Below are 21,498 nucleotides of genomic sequence, written 5' to 3'. Positions count from 1 at the left end.
CCTTGTTGACAGCGGGGTGACCGGATCTGGCGCCCGCTGCGGGGCTAGAGTCGTTGAGCCCGATGCGATGGCATCCGAGGAGGCGCCATGAAGACGTTTGTTTTCGGCCTGCTGGTTCTTTGCGGTCCCGTGCTCGCGCAAGCCCAGCAGCGGCTGGTGCTGACGACCGAGGAATATCCGCCCTACAACATGAGCGATGCCCAGGGCCGCGTCGTCGGCGTCTCGACCGAGATCGTCAAGACCCTGCTCGAAACCGCGGGCGTGGAGTACGAGGTGGCGGTCTATCCCTGGGCGCGAGCCATCGCGATGGCCCGCACGCAGGTCAACACCTGCGTGTACTCCATGTCGCGCACGCCCGAGCGTGAAGACCTGTACCGCTGGATCGGGCCGTTGGTGGCCAATGACTGGGCGCTGTTCGCGCGCAGCGGGGCCAGCCGCCCCGCGCACCTGGAGGAGGCGCTGAACATGCGCATCGGCAGCTACCAGGGCGACGCCATCGTCAGCTATCTGCAGACGCGCGGCTACGTGGTGGACGTTGCGCCCAGCGACGACGCCAACCCCAAGAAGCTGCTGGCCGGCCGCATCGATTACTGGGCTACCGGCCGGCTGATCGGCCAATACCGGCTCAAGCAGCAAGGCATCAGTGGCGTCGAGTCCGTCCTGATCTTCAACCGCACCGAGATGTACCTGGCCTGCCACAAGCAACTGCCGGACGAGCAGGTGAAGTTGCTCAACATGACGCTGCAACAGCTGGACAAGAAGGGCACGATCAAGAAGATCTACGCCGCCGCCGGCTACGGCTCCTGAGCGGCGCGCGCGGCCTGCCTATTGCGATTCCTTGATCAGCCGCCCCGAGCCGGCCTGCAGCGGCCGCGCGTTCATCGGGTAGAGCTTGGCGAAGATGCCCAGCTGCTGGCCGGACAGCGCGACCGGCTGGCGCATCACCATCCACAGCACGCCCTCGCTGCACGGCGGTGTCGTCAGCGAGCCCATGTAGGTGTAGTAGCCGCGCTCGGCGGGTAGCAACTGGTTCAGGTCGATCTGCACCTGGGCCGGCAGGGCCTCGCCCTTCTCCAGCGGCAGATTGGCCCAGATCGTCTGGATCAGCGGCTGGGGCTTGTTGTCGGGCCCGCGCTCCAGCAGCACGGCGACGACGGCCAGCCGGCCCTGCGCATCCTTGTGCACGAGGTGGGCCACCATCTCGAACTGCTTGCCGTTGACGCGTTCCTCGCTCGGGCGATGGAAGTGGAACTGCACGAGTTCGTAGCGCCGGCCCATGACCGTCAGGCCATTGCCGGGCGCCACGTTCACCTGGACGGTGTGGCCGTTGTCCAGCACCGAGAAGCTGCTGGCGCGGTAGTCGAAGGCCACCTTCTCGAGTTCGACGGCAATGCCCTCGCGGATGTCGATGGGGCTTTGGCGCGTGCCGACTGCGCAGAGCTTGTTCTCCGGCGCCAGCTCGGCCCAGCGCTCGGGCCCGATATCGCCGGCATAGCCCCAATGGGGTGGTGGCTTCACCTCGCCCTTGGCGGGCTTCGCCGACCTGGGTGTCGTCTTGGCGGTGGCGCCACCCTCGCCCTTGGTGGACAGACGCTCCGCCAGGCGCTGGCGCAGCACCTCGACAGGCTCCTTGGTGGGTTCCTCGGCCTGGGCGGCAAGCGCGAACAGGCAGGCGGCAACGAGTACGCGCTTTCTCATGCGCTGATTTTCGGCATCCCAGCCGCCGGCTTGAGCCGCGAGCCACGATATGCGCTACCAATTAGTTCGAGAACCAGCCCAATGTGCTGGCGCCTTGGTCACCTGCAATCTGGCAAATCTCCGCGTAAACACGGCTTCACCGCCCCATGCCGGCTTCGCTACATTGAAATGGTTGCGCTATCAGTCAACATAAAACAAGGATGGAGACATGCTGGATCTGGTCAAGTCATGGCGGGCGCGCCTCGCGTTGCGCGCCCTGGGAGCGCTGCTCCTCCTTTGCGGCGGCATGGCCGCGCAGGCCCAGGTGGTGCAGTCCACCTGGGAGGACGGCAGCGTGCAGGGCTGGGCGCCGTTCGGCGGCGTCACGCTCAGCAACAGCACCGCGGCGGCTCACGGCGGCACGCGCAGCCTGCTGACGACGGGCCGCACGGCCACCTTCAACGGCCCGAGCCTGAACCTGACCGGCAAGCTGGTCGCGGGCGCCACCTACCAGATCACGGGCTGGGCGCGCCTGGCAGCAGGCACACCCGCCACCCAGGTCAAGCTGTCCATGCAGCGCACGGCCGGCGGCTCGACAAGCTATGACAGCGTCGGCGCCAGCGCCGCCACCGGTGTCAGCGACAGCGCCTGGACTCAAATCACCGGCCTCTACGCCTTCGCCGAACCGGCGCCGAGCAATCTCGTGCTCTACGTCGAGGCAACCAGCGCGACGGCGGCCTACTACCTGGACGACGTCACGGTCACGCTGATCTCCGGCCCGCCCGGCCTGCCGCCCAACACGACCGGCCTCTCGTCCAACTTCGAAACCGGCACCCAGCAATGGGCCGGCCGCGGCGCCACGCTGGCGACGACGACGGACAGCGCCCACGGCGGCAACCAGTCCCTGCTGGCCACGGCCCGCCAGGGCACCTGGGCCGGCCCGTCCTACGACGTGAGCAACGTGATGTTCAACGGCTCGATCTACACGGTCACGGCCTGGGCCCGGCTGCCGGCCAGCGCCGGTACGGCCACGTCGCAGCTCAAGCTCAGCCTGCAGCGCGACGCCGGCACGATCACGACGTATCACACCGTCGTCAACAGCACGGCGGTGGGCGCCACGGCGTGGGTCAAGCTGTCGGCCACCTACTCGGTCGCGCTGGCCAACAGCAAGCTCACCCTGTATGTCGAGTCGGGCGACACCAACCCCTTCATGATCGACGACGTGCAGATCAGCTACGTGCCGCCGCCCAGCATCGAGACGGGGCTGCCCTCGCTGTCGCAGAGCCAGTCCGCCTATTTCCCTGTCGGCACCATCGCCTACAACGGCGGCATCAGCGGCGTGCAGGGCGACCTGGTCGTCAAGCACTTCAACAGCCTGGTGTCCGAGAACGACATGAAGTGGTCGTCGCTGCAGGCCCAGCAAGGCGTGTTCACGTACACGAACGCCGATGCCCAGGTCGCCTTCGCCAAGGCCAAGGGCCTGAAGCTGCGCGGCCACACGCTGGTGTGGCACGAGCAGGTGCCGGCCTGGGTGTTCCAGGACGCAGGCGGCGTGGCGCTGACGCCCTCGGCCGCGAGCAAGGCCCTGGTGCTGCAACGCGAGGTGGATCACATCACCGCCGTGCTCAACCACTTCGCGCCGAACGTCGCCAGCTTCTACGCCTGGGACGTCGCCAACGAGGTGGTCGATGCGTCGCAGGCCGACTGCATGCGCAAGAGCTCCTGGTACACGCTGACGGGCACCGACTTCATCGACACGGCCTTCCGCACCGCTCGCGCGCTGCTGCCGGCCAGCGTCAAGCTCTACTACAACGACTACAGCACGACGGACGCGCCCAAGCTCGCCTGCATCCACAAGCTGGTGGCCGGCATGAAGGCGCGCGGCGTGCCCGTCGACGGTGTGGGCCACCAGATGCACATCTCGCTGGGCTACCCCTCGCCCGGCGCGGTCGGCAGCATGGTGCGCTCGCTGGCCACGGCCTTCCCCGGCATCTCGCAGCAGGTGACGGAGATGGACATCAAGATCAGCGACAACGGGCCCTTCTACGCCGCGTATGAAGACATCCCGGCCGCCGTGCATGCCCAGCTCGGCTACGCCTGGCGCAACTACTTCAACACCTTCCGCCAGTTGAACGGCCTGATCGACTCGGTCACCATCTGGGGCCAGGCCGACAACCACACCTGGCTGAGCACCGGCGCGCGCGCCGAGGCGCCGCTGCTCTTCGACACCTCGCTGAAGGCCAAGCCGGCCTACTGGGGCATCGTCGACGCGTCCAGGCTGCCCGGCGCCAGCCTGAGCGGCACCATCGCCACCAAGGTCGGTACGCCGGATGCACGGGTCTGGACACTGAGCTTCAGCAACCCAGGCCCCGGCACGGCCTACGGCGTGCGCCTGGCCGGCCTGACGCTGCGCCAGACCGGCGGTGCGGCCTGCACACCGGTCGTCAAGACGCCCTTCCCCGTCTCGCTCGGCGACATCGCCAGCAGCGGCTCGGCAAGCACCAACGTCGTCATCGACTTCAGCACATGCCCGGCTCTGGCCGCCTTTGCCGTGGACGCGCCGTTCAACGCCGCCAACGGCTGGCACGGCGACCCCGCCAAGGGCTCGCCGGCCCTAAGCATCAGCCGCAGCAACCAGTTCCGCTGAATCCAACTCTTTCGAGCACCTCATGAAACGACTTCAACTGCTCTGCGCGGCCGCTGCCACGCTGCTCGCCACCGCGGCCCAGGCCGCGGTGCTGACCCTCTCGCCCGCCGCCCTCAGCGCACAACCCGGCGAGACCGCCGGCTGGGGCTTCACGCTGCTGAACGACGACACGGCCAACTTCCTGCTGGTCACCGGCACCGAGTTCTCGCTGGCGCCGGGCTCGGCCTTCGGCAGCTATGCCGACCTGCTGGCCTCACGGCCCGACTTCGTCGTGCTGGCGCCTCTGGCCAGCCTCAGCGAAAGCTATGACGCCGTGCTACCCGCCGGCGTCGGCCAGTTCAGCTTTGCGGCCTCGGCCAGCGGCCAGGTCGACGGCCAGGTGCAGCTGCACTACGCGCTGTTCTCGGTCGACCCCAACAGCGCGGCCTTCGACCCCGACCTGCATCTCGTCACCGCCGACGCGACCGCCTTTGCGCTGGCCAGCGTGCAGGCCGTGCCCGAGCCGGCGAGCTGGGCACTGTTCGGCGCCGCGGGCTTGTTGGCCCTGATGCGCCACCGATTGAGGGCTTAAGCCGGTATCGACTTCCGCACGCCGTACCAGGCTACCAGGCCCACCAGCATCAGGCCGGCCGATGCGACGGCCAGGGCCACGGTGGAATGCATGACCAGGGGCACCAGCAGGCCGGCGACCAACCCGTTGGCCGCCGAGCCGATGCTGGCCTGCAGCGACGAGGCCATGCCGCGGCGCTCGGGCACCTGGTCCAGCACCAGCAGCGTGACGACGGGCACCATCAGTGCCCAGCCGAAGGCGAACAGGCCCACGATGGGCAGGGCCCAGAAGGCGCTCAGCGGCACGAACAGGTTGAGCAGCACATTGGTGATCGACACCGCCACCATGATGCGAAAGCCCCGCATGATCTGGCGCTTCGGGCTCATCGTGCCGGCCAGCCGGCCGCTGACCGCCGCGCCGGCCATGATGCCGCCGATGGAGCACAGGAAGAACCAGAAGAACTCCTGCGGCGCGAAGCCCAGGTGCTCGCCCAGGAAGACCGGCGTGGCCAGCACGTAGAGGAACAAGCCGTTGAACGGGATGCCGCTGGCCAGCACCAGCATCATGAACTGGCGGCTGCTGCACAGCCGCCGGTACTCGCGCATCAGCGTGCCCACATGGAAGGATTGCCGCATGTTGGCGTGCAGCGTCTCGGGCAGCAACCGCCAGTTGGACACCAGCAGGGCGGCACCGACCGCGGCCAGGAACCAGAAGATGGAATGCCAGTCGGCGTGCACGAACAGGAAGCCGCCCACCATGGGCGCGATGGCCGGCGCCACGCCGAAGAAAAGCGTCACCTGCGACATCACGCGCTGCGCGTCTGCCGGCGGGAACATGTCGCGGATGATGGCGCGTGACACGACGATGCCGGCGCCCGCCGACATGCCCTGCACCGTGCGCCAGAACACCAGCTGGCCGATGGAGCCGGCCACCGCGCAGCCCACGCTCGCCCCCGTGAACACCGCCAGGCCGATCAGCACGACGGGCCGGCGGCCGAAGCAGTCCGACAGCGCGCCGTGGAAGAGGTTCATGAAGGCGAACCCCAGCAGATAGGCTGATAGCGTCTGCTGCATCTGCACCGGCGTCGCATCCAGCGCCGCCGCAATGCCCGAGAAGGCCGGCAGATAGGTGTCGATGGAGAAGGGCCCCACCATGGCCAAACAGGCCAACAGCACGGACAGGGCCCAGCGAGGCGCGCGCCACAGGCGGCTGGCTTCAGGATTCATCGAGGCGGTCGGGTAGACGTGCGGAGCGGCCGCGGGTTCGCGGCCGCAGGTCAGTGTATCGACCCGACTCGATGCGCGCTGTCGTCAGCGCGTCTCAGGCGAACCCGTGGCGCGGCTGGCCCGTCTTGAACTGCGCGATGACCTCCAGCAGCCCGGCCGCCTGCTGCTGCAGGCTCTCGGCTGCCGCAGCGCTTTCCTCGACGAGCGCCGCGTTCTGCTGCGTGCCCTGGTCGATGGAGGCGACTGCCTGGTTGACCTGGCCGATGCCGCTGCTCTGTTCGGTCGCCGAGGCATTGATCTCCGCCATCAAGTCCGTCATGCGGCGCACCTGGCTGACGATGTCGCCCATCGTCGTGCCGGCCTCGCCGACGAGCTGGCTGCCCGCTTCCACCTTCTCGACGCTGGCGCCGATCAAGCCCTTGATCTCACGCGCCGCCTGCGCGCTGCGCTGGGCCAGGGCCCGCACCTCGCCCGCCACGACCGCAAAGCCGCGGCCCTGCTCGCCGGCGCGGGCCGCTTCCACCGCGGCGTTCAGCGCCAGGATGTTGGTCTGGAAGGCGATGCCGTCGATGGTGCCGATGATGTCGGCGATCTTGCGGCTGGAGTCGCTGATCTCGCCCATCGTCGTGACGACGCGCTGCACGACATCGCCGCCGCGGCCTGCCACTTCCGTCGCCGCGCTGGCCAATTTGCTGGCCTGGCGTGAGCTCTCGGCCGTCTGCTGCACGGTGGACGTCATCTGCTGCATGGACGCTGCCGTCTGCTGCAGCGCGCTGGCCTGCTGCTCGGTGCGGCTGGACAGGTCGTGGTTGCCGCTGGCGATCTGTTGCGACGCCGTCGAGATGCTGTCGGCCGACTCGCGCACGCGGCCCACCATGTCAACCAGGCCGTCGTTCATGCGCTTGAGCGCTGCCAGCAGTTGGCCGGTTTCGTCGTCGCTGTCGATGACGATGTCGGAGCTCAGGTCGCCCGAGGCCACGGCCTCGGCCAGCAGCACGGCCCGCTGCAGCGGCCGCGTGATGGCATTGCTCAACATCCAGCCCAGCAGCACGGCGGCGCCCACCGCGGCGAGGCTGACGCACACCATCAGGATGCGGTCACTGCCGTAGGCGCTTTCGGCCTGCTGCACGCGCAGCTGAGCCTGCTGGGTCTCGTACTCGATGTAATCGTTGGTTGCCTTCAGCAGGGCGGCCAGCAGCGGCCGGCATTCGGCGTTCATCTTGGTCACGGCTTCGTCGCGCTTGCCGTCCAGGGCCATGCCAACGATGGCCAGCGCCACCGGACCGTACTGGGCCTCGACACGCTCCATCTCGCCCACCAGGGCGGTGTCGCGCTCGCTCACATCGCTCGCCTTGGCCAACGCCTGCTTGAGCTTGGCCAGCGACTTCTGCATGTCTTCGTGCGCCTTGACGACGGCCACTTTTTCGACATCGCGGTCGGCCGGCGCCGTCACCAGCACCAGGTTGCGCGCCGCAATGGCCCGCCGCGCCGCGGCGTTGCGCACTTCGTTGGCCAGGCTCTCGCGGTCACCCACGCCTTCCAGAAAACCGGTGAAGCGCCCGTTGGAGCGGCTCAGCGAATTCAAGGCCAGGCCCGACACCAGCAGCACGACGGCCGCCAGCAACGCAAACCCAAGCATCAGCTTGGACCGCAGACGCAGATTGCTCAACTTCATCGCAATACTCCCTTAGGCATGGCCCAGCACAGAGTCCGGCAGTCGATTGGGCGTATCGGCGTACCGGTGAAACTCCAATTTGGTCGACTGAAATCGATATCACAAGGACGCCCAGCGGGGGCGCCGTGACTTAAAGCCGTAGCGACTGGTAGCGGCAGCATGCCGCTGCGCTCTAGAGCGGGGAAACGTTTGCTGGCACGACCGTCCAAGCAAAACAGTGGCCGACAGGGCGCCGACGTTGGCGCCAGCCCTGGCCAGAGCATGAACCTGATCCACGCTTGTGTGGGACCATTTTTTTCTCCCTGCCGCATGCAGCGCACGCGGCTGATCCGAATGTCGATGATCTGGCGTTGACGCGCCAGCCTAACGTCACGACAACGCGTAATCTAGCCGCCGCCTGGGCGCTTGACCAGGGGGAGAAAGGTATAAGAAAGAAAGAGTGAAGCAAGCCGATAGGCCGGATTCTGTGCACCGCCCTAACCTTGCGGTTGAGACGATGTGACCGCCATTCCTCTGGGCCGGACATCACTGCCCGGCTCGGTGCCACCTACCCGCCAGCTCTGCGAGCCGCATCAACGCTGGCCTACTTGGTGTTGCTGCGCGTAGAGATTGCCCGTTTCACCTCTATCGGGCAGAGCCCGACAGAGGTGCTATTCGGTTCGCGCTTTCGCGCGATGTGGCGGGGCTTTCGCCCCACCTCACGCCAGCTTGCGCTGGCGCCTCATAGACCACCCATCGGGGTGTCCCAACAGAACTCGTCTCTGTTGCTCTGATCCTCGGCTTTCGCCGGGCAGCCGTTAGCTGCTACGCCGCTCTATGCAGTCCGGACCTTCCTCCAGGGCCATGTTTCCATGATTGCCCCAGCGGCGGTCTGGCTTGCTTCACACTACTGATTATCCCCGCATCACCGACAGGAGAGCCCATGAAGGCCAGCAGCGTCCTCGACACCATCGGCAACACGCCCCACATCCGGCTGCAGCGCCTGTTCAGCGGCGCGCAAGTCTGGGTCAAGTCGGAACGCAGCAACCCCGGCGGCTCGATCAAGGACCGCATCGCCCTGTCCATGGTGGAGGACGCCGAGGCGCAAGGCCTGCTGAAGCCCGGCGGCACCATCATCGAACCGACCTCGGGCAACACCGGCGTCGGCCTCGCGATGGTCGCGGCCGTGAAAGGCTACAAGCTCATCCTCGTCATGCCCGACAGCATGAGCGTCGAGCGCCGCCGCCTGATGCTGGCCTACGGCGCCAGCTTCGACCTGACCCCCCGCGAGAAGGGCATGAAGGGCGCCATCGCCCGCGCCCGCGAACTGCTGGAGCAGCACCCGGGCTCGTGGATGCCGCAGCAGTTCGAGAACGCGGCCAACCCGGCGGTGCACGTCAAGACGACGGCGCAGGAGATCCTGCGCGACTTCCCTGAAGGCCTCGACGCGCTCATCACCGGCGTGGGCACGGGCGGCCACATTACCGGCTGCGCGCAGGTGCTCAAGAGCGCCTGGCCGCAGCTCAAGGTCTATGCGGTGGAGCCCACCGCCTCGCCCGTCATCAGCGGCGGCCAGCCCAGCCCGCATCCCATCCAGGGCATCGGCGCGGGCTTCATCCCGGCGGTGCTGGACACGGCGCTGCTGGACGGCGTCATCCAGGTCGAAGCCGAAGCGGCACGGGAATTCGCCCGCCGCTGCGCTCGCGAGGAGGGCCTGCTGGTGGGCATCTCCAGCGGTGCGACGCTGGCGGCCATTGCCCAGAAGCTGCCCGATCTGCCCGCAGGCGCCCGGGTGCTGGGCTTCAACTACGACACCGGCGAGCGGTATTTGTCCGTGGACGGCTTCCTGCCCCAGACCTAGACGCCTGAGCAGCAGAGGGCGCAGCCGCCCTCCGCCGTTCACGCGGCGCTCACTCGCTGCCGTCGTCGTCGCCTGCCCCCTCGTTGTCCTTGCGTGCCTGGCGGGCGAGCTCGGCCTTGAGCGGCTTCAGCGATTCAATCAGCGATTCGGGCGACTGGGTGCCGACGATGCGCAAGGCCGGCGGCGGCAGGCTGGCCAGGTAGGGCGGGCCGAAGACGTATTGCTGCTCCTGGCGGTTGCCCACCTGCAGGCCCAGCCCGAGCAGGAGCAAGGCCGCGATGCCGCCGTTCAACGTGCGCCGCGCCCCCGGCCACACTAAGCGGGCATGCCAGGCGATCAACACCGCAGCACCCACCGGCGTGGCCAGCGATTCCAGAGTCATCAAACGCGGCAGGGAGAAGGCGTAGGCCAGCACCGGCAGCAGCCACTCCAGCACCTGCAACGCAACGATGACGACCAGCGCGCGGCGCAGGTGGGTCGTGAACGGGAAGCGGTGCTGGAAGATCTGGCTGGCCAGCGACCACAGCCCAGCCCAGCCGAGGATGAAGGCCAGCGGCGCGAGCAGCGGCGACGCGTAGTCCACCCAGCGCGCATCGGGGTCCACGGCGCTCCAGCGGTCTACCCACTGGAAGAACACCATCGACAGCAGCAGCAGCGGCACCAGCGCCCAGTGGCGCGTCTTGTCCACGAGAAGCAGGTGTTCAGGTGCGAGCACGTCCGCGCTGGTGCGCAGGCGCAGCGAGCAGCCGGCGAGCTGGAAGGCGCCGCCTTCGGGCAGCGAGGCCTCGTCACCCGCCGCCAGGCGCTTGCCGGCGACCGAGCCGCCATTGCGGCTGCCCAGCAGCTTCAGCCGCACGCCGCCTTCGGGCGTGAGGTGCAGCTCGGCATGCTCGGCGGCCAAGTGGCCGTCGTCCAGCACGATGTCGCAGGCCGGCGAGCGGCCGATGCGCACCGGCCAGTGCGTCACGCGCTGCACGAGGGCGACGCGGCCATCCCGGCCCAGCAGTTCGACGACGGCAGCGGCAGGCGCGGGCGGAGCAGTCACTTCTTCGGGCATCACTTGGCCTTGCTGCTGTTCGTCCACGCGAAGCCCTCCAGGTAATGCGCAGCGAGCTTGAGCGCGTTGTCGAAACTGACGCCACGGGCGTCGAAGCGGCCCAGGGCGCCTTCCTTGGCGGCGTCCACCGTCGTCACGAGCACGCTGAGGTCATGCAGGCCGTCCAGCTTGCGGTAGGCGCGCAGGCAGACGACGGCGCGCAGCGGCAGGCCGTCGCGGTCGACGAACTGCTCCTTGCAATAAGGCGCCGTGCGCGACTTGTCGGCAGCGCCCAGGCGCTCGTTGCGGAAGCTCCCCGAGTACTGGCGCGCAAAGCGCAGCGCGCCCAGCTTGCTACCGTCATAGGCCTCGTGGGACATGTCCAGCCAGCCGGTCTGCAGATTGCCGCTGACAAACAGGGCATGGTCCATGCGGCATTGCGAGCGCTCGAAGCTCAAGCCCTTGGAATCGGCCGCCGTGCCCCGGCCCCAGCAGCGCATGAAGTCTTGCTTGGGCACCGGCAACCGGTAGCGGTCGTGGTTGGCGCTTTCCCAGGGTGCGCTCAGGAAGCGGGTGACGAGTTCGTCCTGGTAGCGCGTCAGCTGCTCGCGCAGCCGGCTCCAGGCCGCGGTGCGGATGGGCTTGGCGGTGAGGCTGCGCTGGACCAGCGCTGAAGCGAACTCACCGGGCACGAGGAAGCTGACCTGCTGGGCAAACAGCAGCGTCGACACGTTGACGCCGACGACGAGGCCGTCTTCGTCTAGCACCGGGCCGCCGCTCATGCCGGGGTTGATGCCGCCGGCGTAGTAGATCAGCGGGTCGAAGCTGCGCTCCACCAGGCCGTTGTAGTTGCCCTCGACGACGGCGAAGGCGACGTCGTGCGGGTTGCCCATCGAGTAGATGCGCTCACCCTTGGCCAGCGGCTGGGCCTGCGGCCTGAAGGCCAGTGCGCCTCGGCCCTTGAGGCCGCTACCCTTGCCGTCATCGACGGCGCGCAGCAGCGCCAGGTCGCGGCGGGCGTCGAAGTCCAGCAGCTCCAGCGCGCCGCTCTGGCCGTCGGTCGTCGCGTAGCGCAGCCGGTAGCTGTCGGGCTCCAGCGCGAACTGGCTGATGACGTGATAGTTGGTGACGACATGGCCGTCGTCGCTGACCACAAAGCCCGAGCCCACCGAGGCCTGGCTGTCCTGGGTCTTGAGCAGCGTGCGGATCTGCAACAGCTGGCTCTTGCTGCGCTCGTACAGCCGCCGCGCGCTGGCCGACACCGTGGGCGGTGGCTGCTGGGCTTGCTGGGCTGGCGAAACAGCGGCGGGCGCGGAGGCGGCGGGCGGCGGCGACTGTGCGCCGGCGACGCAGGCCAGGCCGGCGACGGCAAGGCCCAACAACGACTTCAAACAGGACTTCATCAACAAGCGAGACCTCCCCGGGGGCGGGCGTCGATGCTAGCTGCTTTGAGCAGAAGCCCTGGCGGGCCGCCTGTAAGCCCCGTGACGCATTCGCCGGCCCGCGGTCGGGCGCGGTCAGCCGTGGCCGAAGCGAACCTGGTTGGGCGTCTTTTCCGGCTGCAGCTGGAAGGCCTTCGGGTGCTTGCGGAACAGCTTGGTCGAGGGCGCCGTCTTGGGCAGCAGCCCGGCTTCCTTCAGCGCCTTGGCGGCAGCGCCGAGGTCATGCCACTGGCCATCGGTCAGCTTCGGGCAAGTCGCCAGGATGGCGTTGATCTCCCTCGCTGCGGCGACGTTGGCGTCGACAGGGGCCGGCGCGGCGGCCTGCTTCGGTGCAGGTGCCGCTACCGGCTTGGGCGTCGGCGTTGGCGTCGGCGCTGCTACCGGCTTGGGTGCCGGCGCAGGCGCGGGCATCGGCTTGGGAGCCGGCGCCGCGGCCTTGGGCGGCGCGGCCTTCTTGGCGGCAGGCCGGCGGGCCGCAGCCTTTCTTGCGGGCTCGCGCTTGGGCGAAGACTTACCGCTGTCGTGGGCCAGCTCGTTGAACTGGTCGTAGATCTGGATCACGCCGTCGCCCGTCTTGCCTTGCTGGCCGAAGCCGCGCAGCCAGGCGCCCTTCTCGCGCAGCCTCAGCACCAGCGGCGCAAAGTCGCTGTCGGAGGACACCAGCACGATGACGTCGGGCTTCTCGGTGATGGCCAGGTCCATCGCGTCCACGGCCATGGCGATGTCGGTCGAGTTCTTGCCGATGGCCAGGTTGACGATGGCGCGCAGGCCCAGGCGCTTCAGGAAGCCTTGGTGGTTCTGGGCCTGCTCGGCATTGCAGTAGGCGCGGCGGATGTGGACGGCCTCGTAGTCCTTGAAGGCCATCTGCAGGGCTTGCTCGATGACGTCGGTGGCGACGTTGTCGAAGTCGACGAGGAAGGCAACTTTCTTCATGCGATGAGTTTCCAGTTCAGGGTTTCGCCGCCGCGCAGGGGCTTGAGCTGTGCTTCGCCGAACGGCACGGCACTGGGCAGCGTCCAGGGCTCGCGCTTGAGCGTCACCGTGCCGGTGTTGCGCGGCAGGCCATAGAAGTCGGGGCCGTGGTGGCCGGCAAAGGCGTCGAGCTTGTCCAGCGCGCCTATACCTTCGAAGGCCTCGGCATACAGCTCCAGCGCCGAGATGGCCGTGAAGCACCCGGCACCGCAGACCGAGTTTTCCTTCAACTGAGCGGCGTGCGGCGCGCTGTCGGTGCCGAGGAAGAACTTCGGCAGGCCGGAGGCTGCGGCCTTCAGCAGCGCCTGGCGGTGCTCCTCGCGCTTGAGCACCGGCAGGCAGTAGTAGTGCGGGCGCAGGCCGCCGGTGAAGATGGCGTTGCGGTTGTAGAGCAGATGCTGGGGCGTGATGGTGGCGGCCGTGAAGCGGTCGCTCTCCGTCACGTACTCGGTGGCTTCCTTGGTCGTGATGTGCTCGAACACGACCTTCAACTCAGGCATGGCCGCGCGCAGCGGCTTCATGACGCGCTCGACAAACACGGCCTCGCGGTCGAAGACGTCGATGTCGCCATCCGTCACTTCGCCGTGCACCAGGAACAGCAGACCCTCGCGCTGCATGGCTTCCAGCGTCTTGTAGGTCTTGCTGATGTCGGTCACGCCGGCATCGCTGTTGGTCGTGGCGCCGGCCGGGTAGAGCTTGAGCGCGACGACGCCGGCGTCCTTGGCACGCTTGATCTCGTCCGGCGGCGTGTTGTCCGTCAGGTACATCGTCATCAGCGGCTCGAAGGCTAAGCCCTCGGGCAAGGCGGCCAGGATGCGCTCGCGGTAGGCCACGGCCTGGGCGGCCGTCGTGATCGGCGGGCGCAGATTGGGCATGACGATGGCGCGGGCGAACTGGCGCGCCGTGTAGGGCAGCACGCTGGCCAGCGCCGCCTCGTCGCGCAGGTGCAAGTGCCAGTCGTCAGGTCGGGTGAGGGTAAGGATGTCACTCATGGCGCGAGATTGTCGTCGCCAGGAGGAGGCACACTTCGGCTCTGATTGAAAGGAGCTTGCTTCCCCTCATGAACACCCCAAAACGTCTGGCCGGCACCCTCGTCCTGCTCGCGCTGTTTGGCGGCGCCCTGTTTTTTGCGTTGCGCGCCAATGACGAAACCAAGCAGATCGCCCAGGAGCAGGCCGCCATCGCGACGGCCGAGCCGCTCAGGGGCTTGATCGCCGTCGACGTGGAGGCGTTCTTCAAGGACGAGCGGGTGAGCAAGGTGCTGGCCCAAGGCAAGCTCCCGGTGCAGGTGGCCCGCGTGGGCAGCCGTGACATGGCGGCCAAGATCGGCGCGGCCGACCAGCCCGACTTCTTCATCGCCAGCGGCGTGGTGGCCGCCAACATGATTGCCGACGCCGCCCGCAAGGCCGGCAAGACGGCGACGCAGACCTCGCCCTTCCACACGCCGCTGGTCGTCGCGTCGTGGGAGCCGGTCGCCAAGATCCTGGCCGCCAACGGCATGGCCAAGGCGCAGGCGCCCAAGGTCTACAGCCTAGACATGGAGAAGCTCACGCAGGCCATGCTGGCCAAGCAGCGCTGGCGCGACCTGAAGGGCAGTGGCGAGTACGCGGTGTCGCGCAGCGTGCTGGTGAGCACGACCGACATCCGCCGCAGCAACTCGGCTGCCATGTACCTGGCGCTGACCTCGGCCGCGCTGAACGGCGACGTGGTGGCCGACCGCACTGCCGCGCAGAAGTACGCGACCCAGCTGGCCGAGCTGTTCAAGCGCCAGGGCTTCCAGGAGAACTACGTCAACGGCGCCTTCGATGACTACCTGTCCATCGGCATGGGCAAGACGCCGCTGACCTTCATCTACGAGGCGCAGATGGTGGCTCAGGCGCAGAAGGGCGGCGTACGGCCCGAGATGGTGCTGATGTATCCCCAGCCCACCATCGTCAACAAATGGGTGCTGGTGGCGCTGAACGAGCGCGGCAAGCAACTGGCCGAACTGCTGGCCACGAACAAGACGCTGCAGGCGGTGGCGCTGGAGCAGGGTTTCCGCACCGGCGACACGGCCGCGTTTGCCGCCGCCACGCAGAAGGCCGGCCTGGCCGTGGACGTGAAGATGAACCAGGTCATCGACCCGCCGGGGTTCGACCTGATGTTTGAAATGATCGACATCGTCAGCCGGGAGATGAACCAGTGATGCGCCGTGCCCTACTGCTGTTGAGCTTCACGCTGCTGGCCGCCTGCGGCAAGAAGCCGGAGCCTGATGTTCCCGCCGCGCCCGCCCCGACCGCACAGGCCGGCGCCACGCTGCAGGTGCTGGCCACCAGCGACCTGAAGGACATCGAGCCGCTGGCCGCCCAGATCAAGTCGGCCACCGGCGTGGACGTGCAGTTCCGCTTCGGCGGCACGATGGAGAGCACCCAGGAAGTGCTCAGCGGCGACAGCGGCAGCAACGCCAAGCCCGACGTGGCCTGGTTCGCCAACGCCAAGTACCTGCTCAGCGACGCAGCCGGCCAGGGCAAGGTCAAGGTGCAGGAAAAGATCATGCTGTCGCCCATGGCTGTGGGCGTCAGCAAGAGCGACGCGGCCAAGAACGGCTGGGACAAGCCCGATGCCAAGCTCACCTGGGCCGACATCACCCGCGCCGCCAAGACGGGCAAGCTGCAGTACGCGCTGTCCAACCCGGCCACCAGCAACCAGGGCTTCATGGCCCTGCTGGGCGTGGTGGCCGCGGCCGGCGGCAAGGGCGAGGCGCTGACCGCCGCCGACGTGGACCGCGGTGCGATTGCCGACTTCCTGAAGGGCTACAAGATCGTGGGCGACAACTCCACGTATCTGGCCGAGCAGTTCATCAAGGGCCAGGGCACGCGCGCCAATGCCTTCATCAACTACGAGAGCTGGCTGCTGACGTTGAACGCCAGCGGCAAGCTGCGCGAGCCGCTGCATCTCATCTACCCGTTCGAAGGCGTGGCCACGGCGGACTACCCGTTCATGCTGCTCAACGAGGCCAAGCGCGCCGACTACCTGAAGGTCGTCGAATACCTGAAGGGCGACACCGCGCAGCTGTGGCTGGCGCGCCAGACGCTGCGCCGCCCGATGCGCGCCGAAGTGGCCGCCAAGGTGGCCGACATCCTGCCGGCGCGCGGCTTCCAGGTCGAGCTGCCGTTCTCGCCCGACCGGCAGTTGGCCGACGGCCTCATCGACGCCTACCTGAACGAGTTCCGCAAACCGATTGCCAGCACCTTCGTGCTGGACACCAGCGGCAGCATGCAGGGCAAGCGGCGCGAGCAGTTGGTCGAGGCCATCCACTACCTGGCCGGCGCCGACGTATCGCTGACCGGCCGCGTCGCCAAGCTGACCAACCGCGAACGGCTGTGGTTCCTGCCCTTCAGCGACAAGCCGCGCGCGCCGGTGCCTTTCGAGATCCCGGCCGGCAGCAAGGTGGCCAAGGGCGTGCTGCCGCAGGCCGACACCGAGGCCAAGCGCGCCGAGCTGCAACGCGTGAGAGACGCCGCCGACGGCCTGCAGATGGCTGGTGGCACCGCCCTCTACGACGCAGTGCTGGCCGGCTTGCAGCACATGCTGGAAGAGCGCAAGCGCAACCCCGAGTACCAGTACTCGGTGGTGGCCTTTACCGACGGCAAGAACAACATGGGCCGCAAGCTCGAGGACTTCAAGCGCGCCTACGAACAACTGCCCGAGGACGTGCGTGGCATTCCCGTCTTTATGGTGCTGTTCGGTGAAGCCCAGGAGGGCGACCTGAAGGAGCTGGTGAGCATCACCGGTGGCCGGGTCTTCGACGCGCGCAAGACACCGCTGTATGCGGTGTTCAAGGACATCCGGGCTTATCAATGAGCGGACTCATCAGATGGCTGAATGCGCCCGCCAACTGGTGCGGCCTGCTGGCGGCCACCGGCGTGCTGGTACTGAAGGCACTGGGCTTTCTGGGCGGCTGGGGTCTTGGCGTGGCAGCGCTCGGCTATGCCGTTGGCCTGGTTGGCGGCGCGCTGTGGTGGGGCTGGCCCAGCACCAAGGAAGATGACTGGGAGGCGCTGAACTTCGCGGACGAAGGCGATGCCCGAGAGGCCATGGGCCGGGCGCTGAGCGGTGTGCGCGGACTGACCGAGCACAACCCGGGCGGCCGCATCCCGGCGCCACTGGCCCAGCGCATCAAGCAGCTGTGCCAGCGCCTGGAAGGCCTGCTCGACCAGTGGGAGCGCAGCAAGGGTCATCTCAGCCTGCAGGAGACCTTCCACGCGCGCCACATCGCCATCAGCTATCTGCCGCAGGCGCTCAACACCTACCTCAGCATCCCGGCGCAGTTCGCCACCACCAAGCTGCTGGCCAACGGCAAGACGGCGCAGACCACCTTCGAGGGCGTGCTGGCCGAGCTGGAGCTGAAGGTGGAGCAGCTCGGCGACGATCTCGCCTCGCAGGACGCCCAGGCCTTCCTGCGCCACAGTGAATTCCTGAACCAGAAGTTCGGCAACAAGGACATCGCATGAACACGACCACCACCACCGCGACCGCCGCCCCCACCTTCACGCTGACCCCGCCCGAGGTCATCACGCCGGTGCAACCGGCCGCCGCCGTCGAGGCCGTGCCGCTGAAGGCTGAGGTCAGCACTCAGGTGGACGCGCAGGTGCAGCGCTTCATCGAGGCGCTCGAGAAGGAAGACCTGCACAGCGAGCCCTTCAAGGCCAAGCTCGACAGCGCCTTCCAGCTCGGCCGCCAGGAGATCAGCTTTGCCGCCGGCCTGATGCAGGGCAGCCTGATGCAGCGCAATTTCGTCGGCGCGACGGACACGCCGGCCTACAAGGCCATCGCCGCCATCCGCGGCCAGCTCGACGAGCTCAACCCCGGCAAGGACGGCGACCTGCTGCAGCCGCGCAAGCTGCTGGGGCTGATACCCTTCGGCAACAAGCTGGAGGCCTATTTCCGCCGCTTCCAGTCGGCCAGCTCGCAGCTGCAGACGGCCATGACCCAGCTCTACGCCGCCAAGGACGACATCCAGCGCGACGTCGTCGACATCGAGGCCACGCGCGCCAAGCTTTGGGACGCGATGCAGAAGCTCGCCGCCGCCGCGCGCTTCGCTCGCGTGCTGGACGAGCGCCTGGCCACGCGGGTGCAGCAGCTGCAACCCACCGACCCGATGAAGGCCAAGGCGCTGGAGCAGGAGGTGCTGTTCTACGCGCGCCAGAACCTGGCCGACATCCAGACCCAGCAGGCCGTCTGCGTGAACGGCTACCTGGCGCTGGACGTGCTGAAGAAGACCGGCCGCGAAATGATGATCGGCTGCGACCGCGTGGCCACCACCGGCATGAGCGCCCTGGCCGTGGCCCAGACCGTGGCGCGCGCCACCGGCAACCAGATCGAGGTCATGCAGATGCTGCAGGGCGTCAACAAGACCATCGGTGACCTGATCAGCCAGACCGGCACGGCGCTGAACCAGCATGTGGACGCGACGGCCGAGTTCTCGTCCAACCCCATGCTGGGCATCCAGCAGATCCAGTCGATGTTCGACCAGACCTTCCAGGCCATGGACGCGATGGACAACTTCCGCAGCAAGGCCATCGAGACGATGGGCACCAACAACAAGCTCATTCAGGAACAGCTGCAGCGCTCCGAGGGCTATCTGGACCGCGTGCGCCAGCAGCAGGCCAAGGCGGCGGTGGCGGGCGCGGCCATCGACGGTCCGGTCAAGCTTTGAGCTAAATAGCGAGGTGATCGGCCAGCAGGCCGGTCAACCAGTCCATGAACACGCGCACCCGCCGCGGCGTGTGGCGGCGCTGGCTCATGACGAGCTGCACCGGTAGCGGCGCCGGCTCGTAGCCTTCCAGCAGGCGCACGAGGCGCCCGTCCGCCACGGCCGCCGCCATGCCCACGCAGGGTGCCTGCACGATGCCCATGCCGTTCAGCGCGGCAACCTCGTAGGCGTCGGTGTGGTTGACGGCGACGCGGGACGGCAGGCTCAGGCTGTGCGGCCGGCCCTCGGCGTCCACCCAGTCGAAGCGCGCGCGGCGGTCGGCCCAGGTCTGGCTGTAGTGCACCAGCTCATGGCCCTGGGCGACCAGATCCTCCGGCGTGGCCGGCGTGCCGCGGGCGGCGAGATAGGCCGGGCTGGCGACATTCATCATCTTCAACTCGCCCACCGGCTTGGCCACCAGCATGGGGTCGTGCACGGCGCCCACGCGCAGCACGCAGTCGAAGCCCTCTTCCACCAGGTCCACGCGCCGGTCCGTGCAGCTCACCTCGACCTGCAGGCCCGGGTGGGCGGCCAGGAAGGCGGGCAGCGCCGGCAGCACGGCGTCCAGCGCCAAACGTACCGGTAGGTCAACGCGCAGCCGGCCGCCCAGCTGCTGGTCTTGCTGGAACAAGGCCTCGATCTCGCCCGCGTCGGCCAGCAGCGTGCGGGCTCGCTCGGCGAGCAGCTCGCCGTCCGACGTCAGGCTGACGCGTCGCGTCGTGCGCTGGAAGAGCCGCGTACCCAGCTTGGCCTCCAGCTCGCGCACGATCTGGCTGACCCGGCCCTTGGGCAGACCCAGCTCATCGGCGGCACGGCTGAAATGGGCCAGCTCGGCCACCTGCATGAAGACGCGAAGCGCTGCGAGGTCCAGATTGGTTGACATTCAAAGCACAGTCATTTCAATTCAGGCAACTTTATCCAAATTGATGTGAACAATAAATTTCAGTCCGTCCCACAACACCCCTGACGGAGCTGACATGACTTCCACCCCCATCACCCTCATCACCGGCGGCAGCCGCGGCCTGGGCGCGCAGATGGCGCTCGCGCTGGCCCGCGACGGCCACGACATCGTGCTGACCTACCGTGAGGCCGCCTCGGCCGCGAACACCGTCGTCGCCCAGATCCAGGCCCTCGGCCGCCGCGCGCTGGCCCTGCCGCTGGATGTGACCGAAGCGGCCGGCTTCGGCGCCTTCGCCGACCGCGTGCGCCATGGCCTGCACTCCTGGGGCGCAACCCAGCTCGACGGCCTCGTCAACAACGCCGGCGCCGGCGCTCACGCCAGCTTTGCCGAGACAACGCCGGCCCAGTTCGACAGCATGGTCGCCATCCACCTGAAGGGCCCGTTCTTCCTGACCCAGGCCCTGCTGCCTGTGTTGGCCGACAACGCCCGCGTGCTCAACATCTCCAGCGGCCTGGCCCGCTTCACGATTCCCGGCTACGCCGCCTACGCGGCCATGAAGGGTGCGATGGAGGTGCTGAGCCGCTACCAAGCCAAGGAGTTGGCGGCGCGCGGCATCCGCGTCAACACGCTGGCACCCGGCGCGATCGCAACCGACTTCGGCGGCGGCGCGGTGCGCGACAACGCGGAGCTGAACCGCTTCGTCGCCTCCGTCACGGCGCTGGGCCGCGTTGGCGAGGCCGAGGACATCGGCGGCGCCGCGGCCGCGCTGATGCGCCCGGGCGCCGGCTGGATCACCGGCCAGCGCATCGAGGCCTCGGGCGGCATGTTCCTCTAACCCTGACGCCGAGCGGGGCTGAGGCATCCATTGCAGGGGCGGCGCACGTATAAACCGTCCGCCCCCCAACCTTCTGGAGATGCCATGACCCGTCACGCCCTCACGCTTGCCGCTACTGCCACGCTGCTTGCCGCCTGTGCCACCGCGCCCATGGAACCCATGGGCCCGCCGGCCAAGGAGATGATCTACGCGGTGACGGCGGATGCCCAGCTGCTGGTTCAGTTCAACGCCGGCCAGCCGCAGAAGACGCTGTCCAGCAAGCCGTTGACCGGATTTGTCGCGGGCGACAAGCTGGTGGGCATCGACTACCGCGTGGCCAAGGGCCAGCTCTTCGGCCTGGGCGCCAGCGGCCAGCTGTACCGCATCGATACCAAGACCGGCACGCTCAGCACCATCGGCACGCCCAACGCCCTGCCCAAGGACGGCGTGACCGAATGGGGTTTCGACTTCAACCCGACGGTGGACCGCATCCGCGTCGTCAATGACGCCGGCTACAACCTGCGCCTGCACCCGGACACCGGCGCCGTCGTCGACGGCAACCCCAACGAGCCCGGCGTGCAGTTCGACGGCCGCCTGGCTTATGACGCCGCGGACGCGAACGCCGGCAAGACACCGGGCGTCGTGGCGGCCGGCTACACCTACAACAAGGACAACGACAAGATCACGACCAACTACGCGCTGGACGGCCGCCAGGGCGTGCTGGTGCATCAAGGCAGCAAGGAAGGCGTGCAGCCGGTCGTGTCGCCGAACACGGGCAAGCTCTACACCGTCGGGTCGCTGGGCATCGGCAGCTTCCAGCGCGCGACGCTGGACATCTCCGACCTGTCGAACGCGGCCTACGCGGCCATCACGGCGGATGGCAAGTCGAGCTGGTACCGCGTTGACCTGGCGACGGGCAAGGCGACGCGCATCGGTACCGTCGAGGCCGGTGCGGTTGTGGGCGCGGCGATCGAGCCTTGAGGC

18 protein-coding genes and 1 other RNA gene are annotated in these 21,498 nt (G+C 68.0%); 10 read left to right on the top strand and 9 right to left on the bottom strand.

Going from position 1 to position 21,498, the window contains the following annotated elements:
* Nucleotides 1-87: 87 nt before the first annotated feature.
* Nucleotides 88-807, top strand: a complete 720-nt coding sequence (locus AC07V5_RS10040; RefSeq protein WP_495115507.1) for a substrate-binding periplasmic protein — start codon at nt 88-90, stop codon at nt 805-807.
* An 18-nt stretch (nt 808-825) separates the two neighbouring features.
* On the opposite strand, the gene AC07V5_RS10035 is transcribed toward AC07V5_RS10040, so the two are convergent.
* Nucleotides 826-1,698, bottom strand: coding sequence for a carbonic anhydrase (locus AC07V5_RS10035; RefSeq protein WP_495115506.1), 873 nt, complete (start codon nt 1,696-1,698; stop codon nt 826-828).
* A gap of 208 nt (nt 1,699-1,906) precedes the next feature.
* Here AC07V5_RS10035 and AC07V5_RS10030 point away from each other — a divergent pair, with 208 nt between their 5' ends.
* Together AC07V5_RS10030 and AC07V5_RS10025 are read left to right on the top strand one after the other, a co-directional pair.
* Nucleotides 1,907-4,324, top strand: coding sequence for an endo-1,4-beta-xylanase (locus AC07V5_RS10030; RefSeq protein WP_495115505.1), 2,418 nt, complete (start codon nt 1,907-1,909; stop codon nt 4,322-4,324).
* A gap of 22 nt (nt 4,325-4,346) precedes the next feature.
* Nucleotides 4,347-4,895, top strand: coding sequence for a PEP-CTERM sorting domain-containing protein (locus AC07V5_RS10025; protein WP_495115504.1), 549 nt, complete (start codon nt 4,347-4,349; stop codon nt 4,893-4,895).
* On the opposite strand, the gene AC07V5_RS10020 is transcribed toward AC07V5_RS10025, so the two are convergent.
* From AC07V5_RS10020 to rnpB, 3 genes are all read right to left on the bottom strand, one after another.
* Nucleotides 4,892-6,100 carry a multidrug effflux MFS transporter gene (locus tag AC07V5_RS10020; RefSeq protein WP_495115503.1) on the bottom strand — a complete coding sequence of 403 codons (1,209 nt, stop codon included), beginning with the start codon at nt 6,098-6,100 and terminating at the stop codon, nt 4,892-4,894. The two genes, AC07V5_RS10025 and AC07V5_RS10020, sit on opposite strands and share 4 nt — an antisense overlap.
* A gap of 94 nt (nt 6,101-6,194) precedes the next feature.
* A complete protein-coding gene (locus AC07V5_RS10015; RefSeq protein ID WP_495115502.1) occupies nt 6,195-7,775 on the bottom strand; it encodes a methyl-accepting chemotaxis protein in 1,581 nt (526 codons plus the stop codon).
* A 437-nt stretch (nt 7,776-8,212) separates the two neighbouring features.
* Nucleotides 8,213-8,658, bottom strand: an RNA gene (rnpB, locus tag AC07V5_RS10010) — RNase P RNA component class A.
* 39 nt (nt 8,659-8,697) lie between these two features.
* On the opposite strand from rnpB, the gene cysK reads away from it, so the two are divergent.
* Nucleotides 8,698-9,615 carry a cysteine synthase A gene (gene cysK / locus AC07V5_RS10005; protein ID WP_495115501.1) on the top strand — a complete coding sequence of 306 codons (918 nt, stop codon included), beginning with the start codon at nt 8,698-8,700 and terminating at the stop codon, nt 9,613-9,615.
* A 49-nt stretch (nt 9,616-9,664) separates the two neighbouring features.
* Here the strand turns inward: cysK and AC07V5_RS10000 are convergent, their stop codons facing one another.
* The 4 genes from AC07V5_RS10000 to pyrC form a co-directional block, all read right to left on the bottom strand.
* Nucleotides 9,665-10,672, bottom strand: a complete 1,008-nt coding sequence (locus tag AC07V5_RS10000) for an FHA domain-containing protein (RefSeq protein WP_495115500.1) — start codon at nt 10,670-10,672, stop codon at nt 9,665-9,667.
* The gene (locus AC07V5_RS09995; protein ID WP_495115499.1) at nt 10,672-12,042 is read right to left on the bottom strand and encodes a S1 family peptidase; all 1,371 of its coding nucleotides are present in this window, start codon (nt 12,040-12,042) and stop codon (nt 10,672-10,674) included. The genes AC07V5_RS10000 and AC07V5_RS09995 overlap by 1 nt, the downstream gene beginning before the upstream one ends.
* A 126-nt stretch (nt 12,043-12,168) precedes the next feature.
* Nucleotides 12,169-13,026 carry an NYN domain-containing protein gene (locus AC07V5_RS09990; RefSeq protein WP_495115498.1) on the bottom strand — a complete coding sequence of 286 codons (858 nt, stop codon included), beginning with the start codon at nt 13,024-13,026 and terminating at the stop codon, nt 12,169-12,171.
* Nucleotides 13,023-14,057, bottom strand: a complete 1,035-nt coding sequence (gene pyrC, locus AC07V5_RS09985; protein ID WP_495115497.1) for a dihydroorotase — start codon at nt 14,055-14,057, stop codon at nt 13,023-13,025. Before pyrC ends, AC07V5_RS09990 begins: the two co-directional genes overlap by 4 nt.
* A gap of 68 nt (nt 14,058-14,125) precedes the next feature.
* Here pyrC and AC07V5_RS09980 point away from each other — a divergent pair, with 68 nt between their 5' ends.
* The 4 genes from AC07V5_RS09980 to AC07V5_RS09965 are packed head-to-tail and all read left to right on the top strand — an operon-like array spanning nt 14,126 to nt 18,763.
* Nucleotides 14,126-15,250 carry a hypothetical protein gene (locus AC07V5_RS09980; RefSeq protein WP_495115496.1) on the top strand — a complete coding sequence of 375 codons (1,125 nt, stop codon included), beginning with the start codon at nt 14,126-14,128 and terminating at the stop codon, nt 15,248-15,250.
* The gene (locus AC07V5_RS09975) at nt 15,250-16,908 is read left to right on the top strand and encodes a substrate-binding and vWA domain-containing protein (RefSeq protein WP_495115495.1); all 1,659 of its coding nucleotides are present in this window, start codon (nt 15,250-15,252) and stop codon (nt 16,906-16,908) included. The genes AC07V5_RS09980 and AC07V5_RS09975 overlap by 1 nt, the downstream gene beginning before the upstream one ends.
* On the top strand, nt 16,905-17,558 hold the full coding sequence (locus AC07V5_RS09970) for a hypothetical protein (protein ID WP_495115494.1): 654 nt from the start codon (nt 16,905-16,907) through the stop codon (nt 17,556-17,558). Before AC07V5_RS09975 ends, AC07V5_RS09970 begins: the two co-directional genes overlap by 4 nt.
* Nucleotides 17,555-18,763, top strand: coding sequence for a toxic anion resistance protein (locus tag AC07V5_RS09965; RefSeq protein WP_495115493.1), 1,209 nt, complete (start codon nt 17,555-17,557; stop codon nt 18,761-18,763). The genes AC07V5_RS09970 and AC07V5_RS09965 overlap by 4 nt, the downstream gene beginning before the upstream one ends.
* A 1-nt stretch (nt 18,764) precedes the next feature.
* On the opposite strand, the gene AC07V5_RS09960 is transcribed toward AC07V5_RS09965, so the two are convergent.
* Nucleotides 18,765-19,682 carry a LysR family transcriptional regulator gene (locus AC07V5_RS09960; RefSeq protein WP_495115492.1) on the bottom strand — a complete coding sequence of 306 codons (918 nt, stop codon included), beginning with the start codon at nt 19,680-19,682 and terminating at the stop codon, nt 18,765-18,767.
* A 94-nt stretch (nt 19,683-19,776) separates the two neighbouring features.
* On the opposite strand from AC07V5_RS09960, the gene AC07V5_RS09955 reads away from it, so the two are divergent.
* Nucleotides 19,777-20,535: an SDR family NAD(P)-dependent oxidoreductase gene (locus AC07V5_RS09955; RefSeq protein WP_495115491.1), complete on the top strand. Its 759-nt coding sequence runs from the start codon at nt 19,777-19,779 to the stop codon at nt 20,533-20,535.
* Nucleotides 20,536-20,619: 84 nt separating this feature from the next.
* Nucleotides 20,620-21,495 carry a DUF4394 domain-containing protein gene (locus AC07V5_RS09950; protein ID WP_495115490.1) on the top strand — a complete coding sequence of 292 codons (876 nt, stop codon included), beginning with the start codon at nt 20,620-20,622 and terminating at the stop codon, nt 21,493-21,495.
* The last annotated feature ends 3 nt before the right edge of the window (nt 21,496-21,498 follow it).

The organism is Roseateles sp. GW821-FHT02E12, assembly GCF_059421665.1.
Note: the sequence above shows the minus strand (reverse complement) of the source record. Positions and strands in the feature narration are given on the sequence as shown.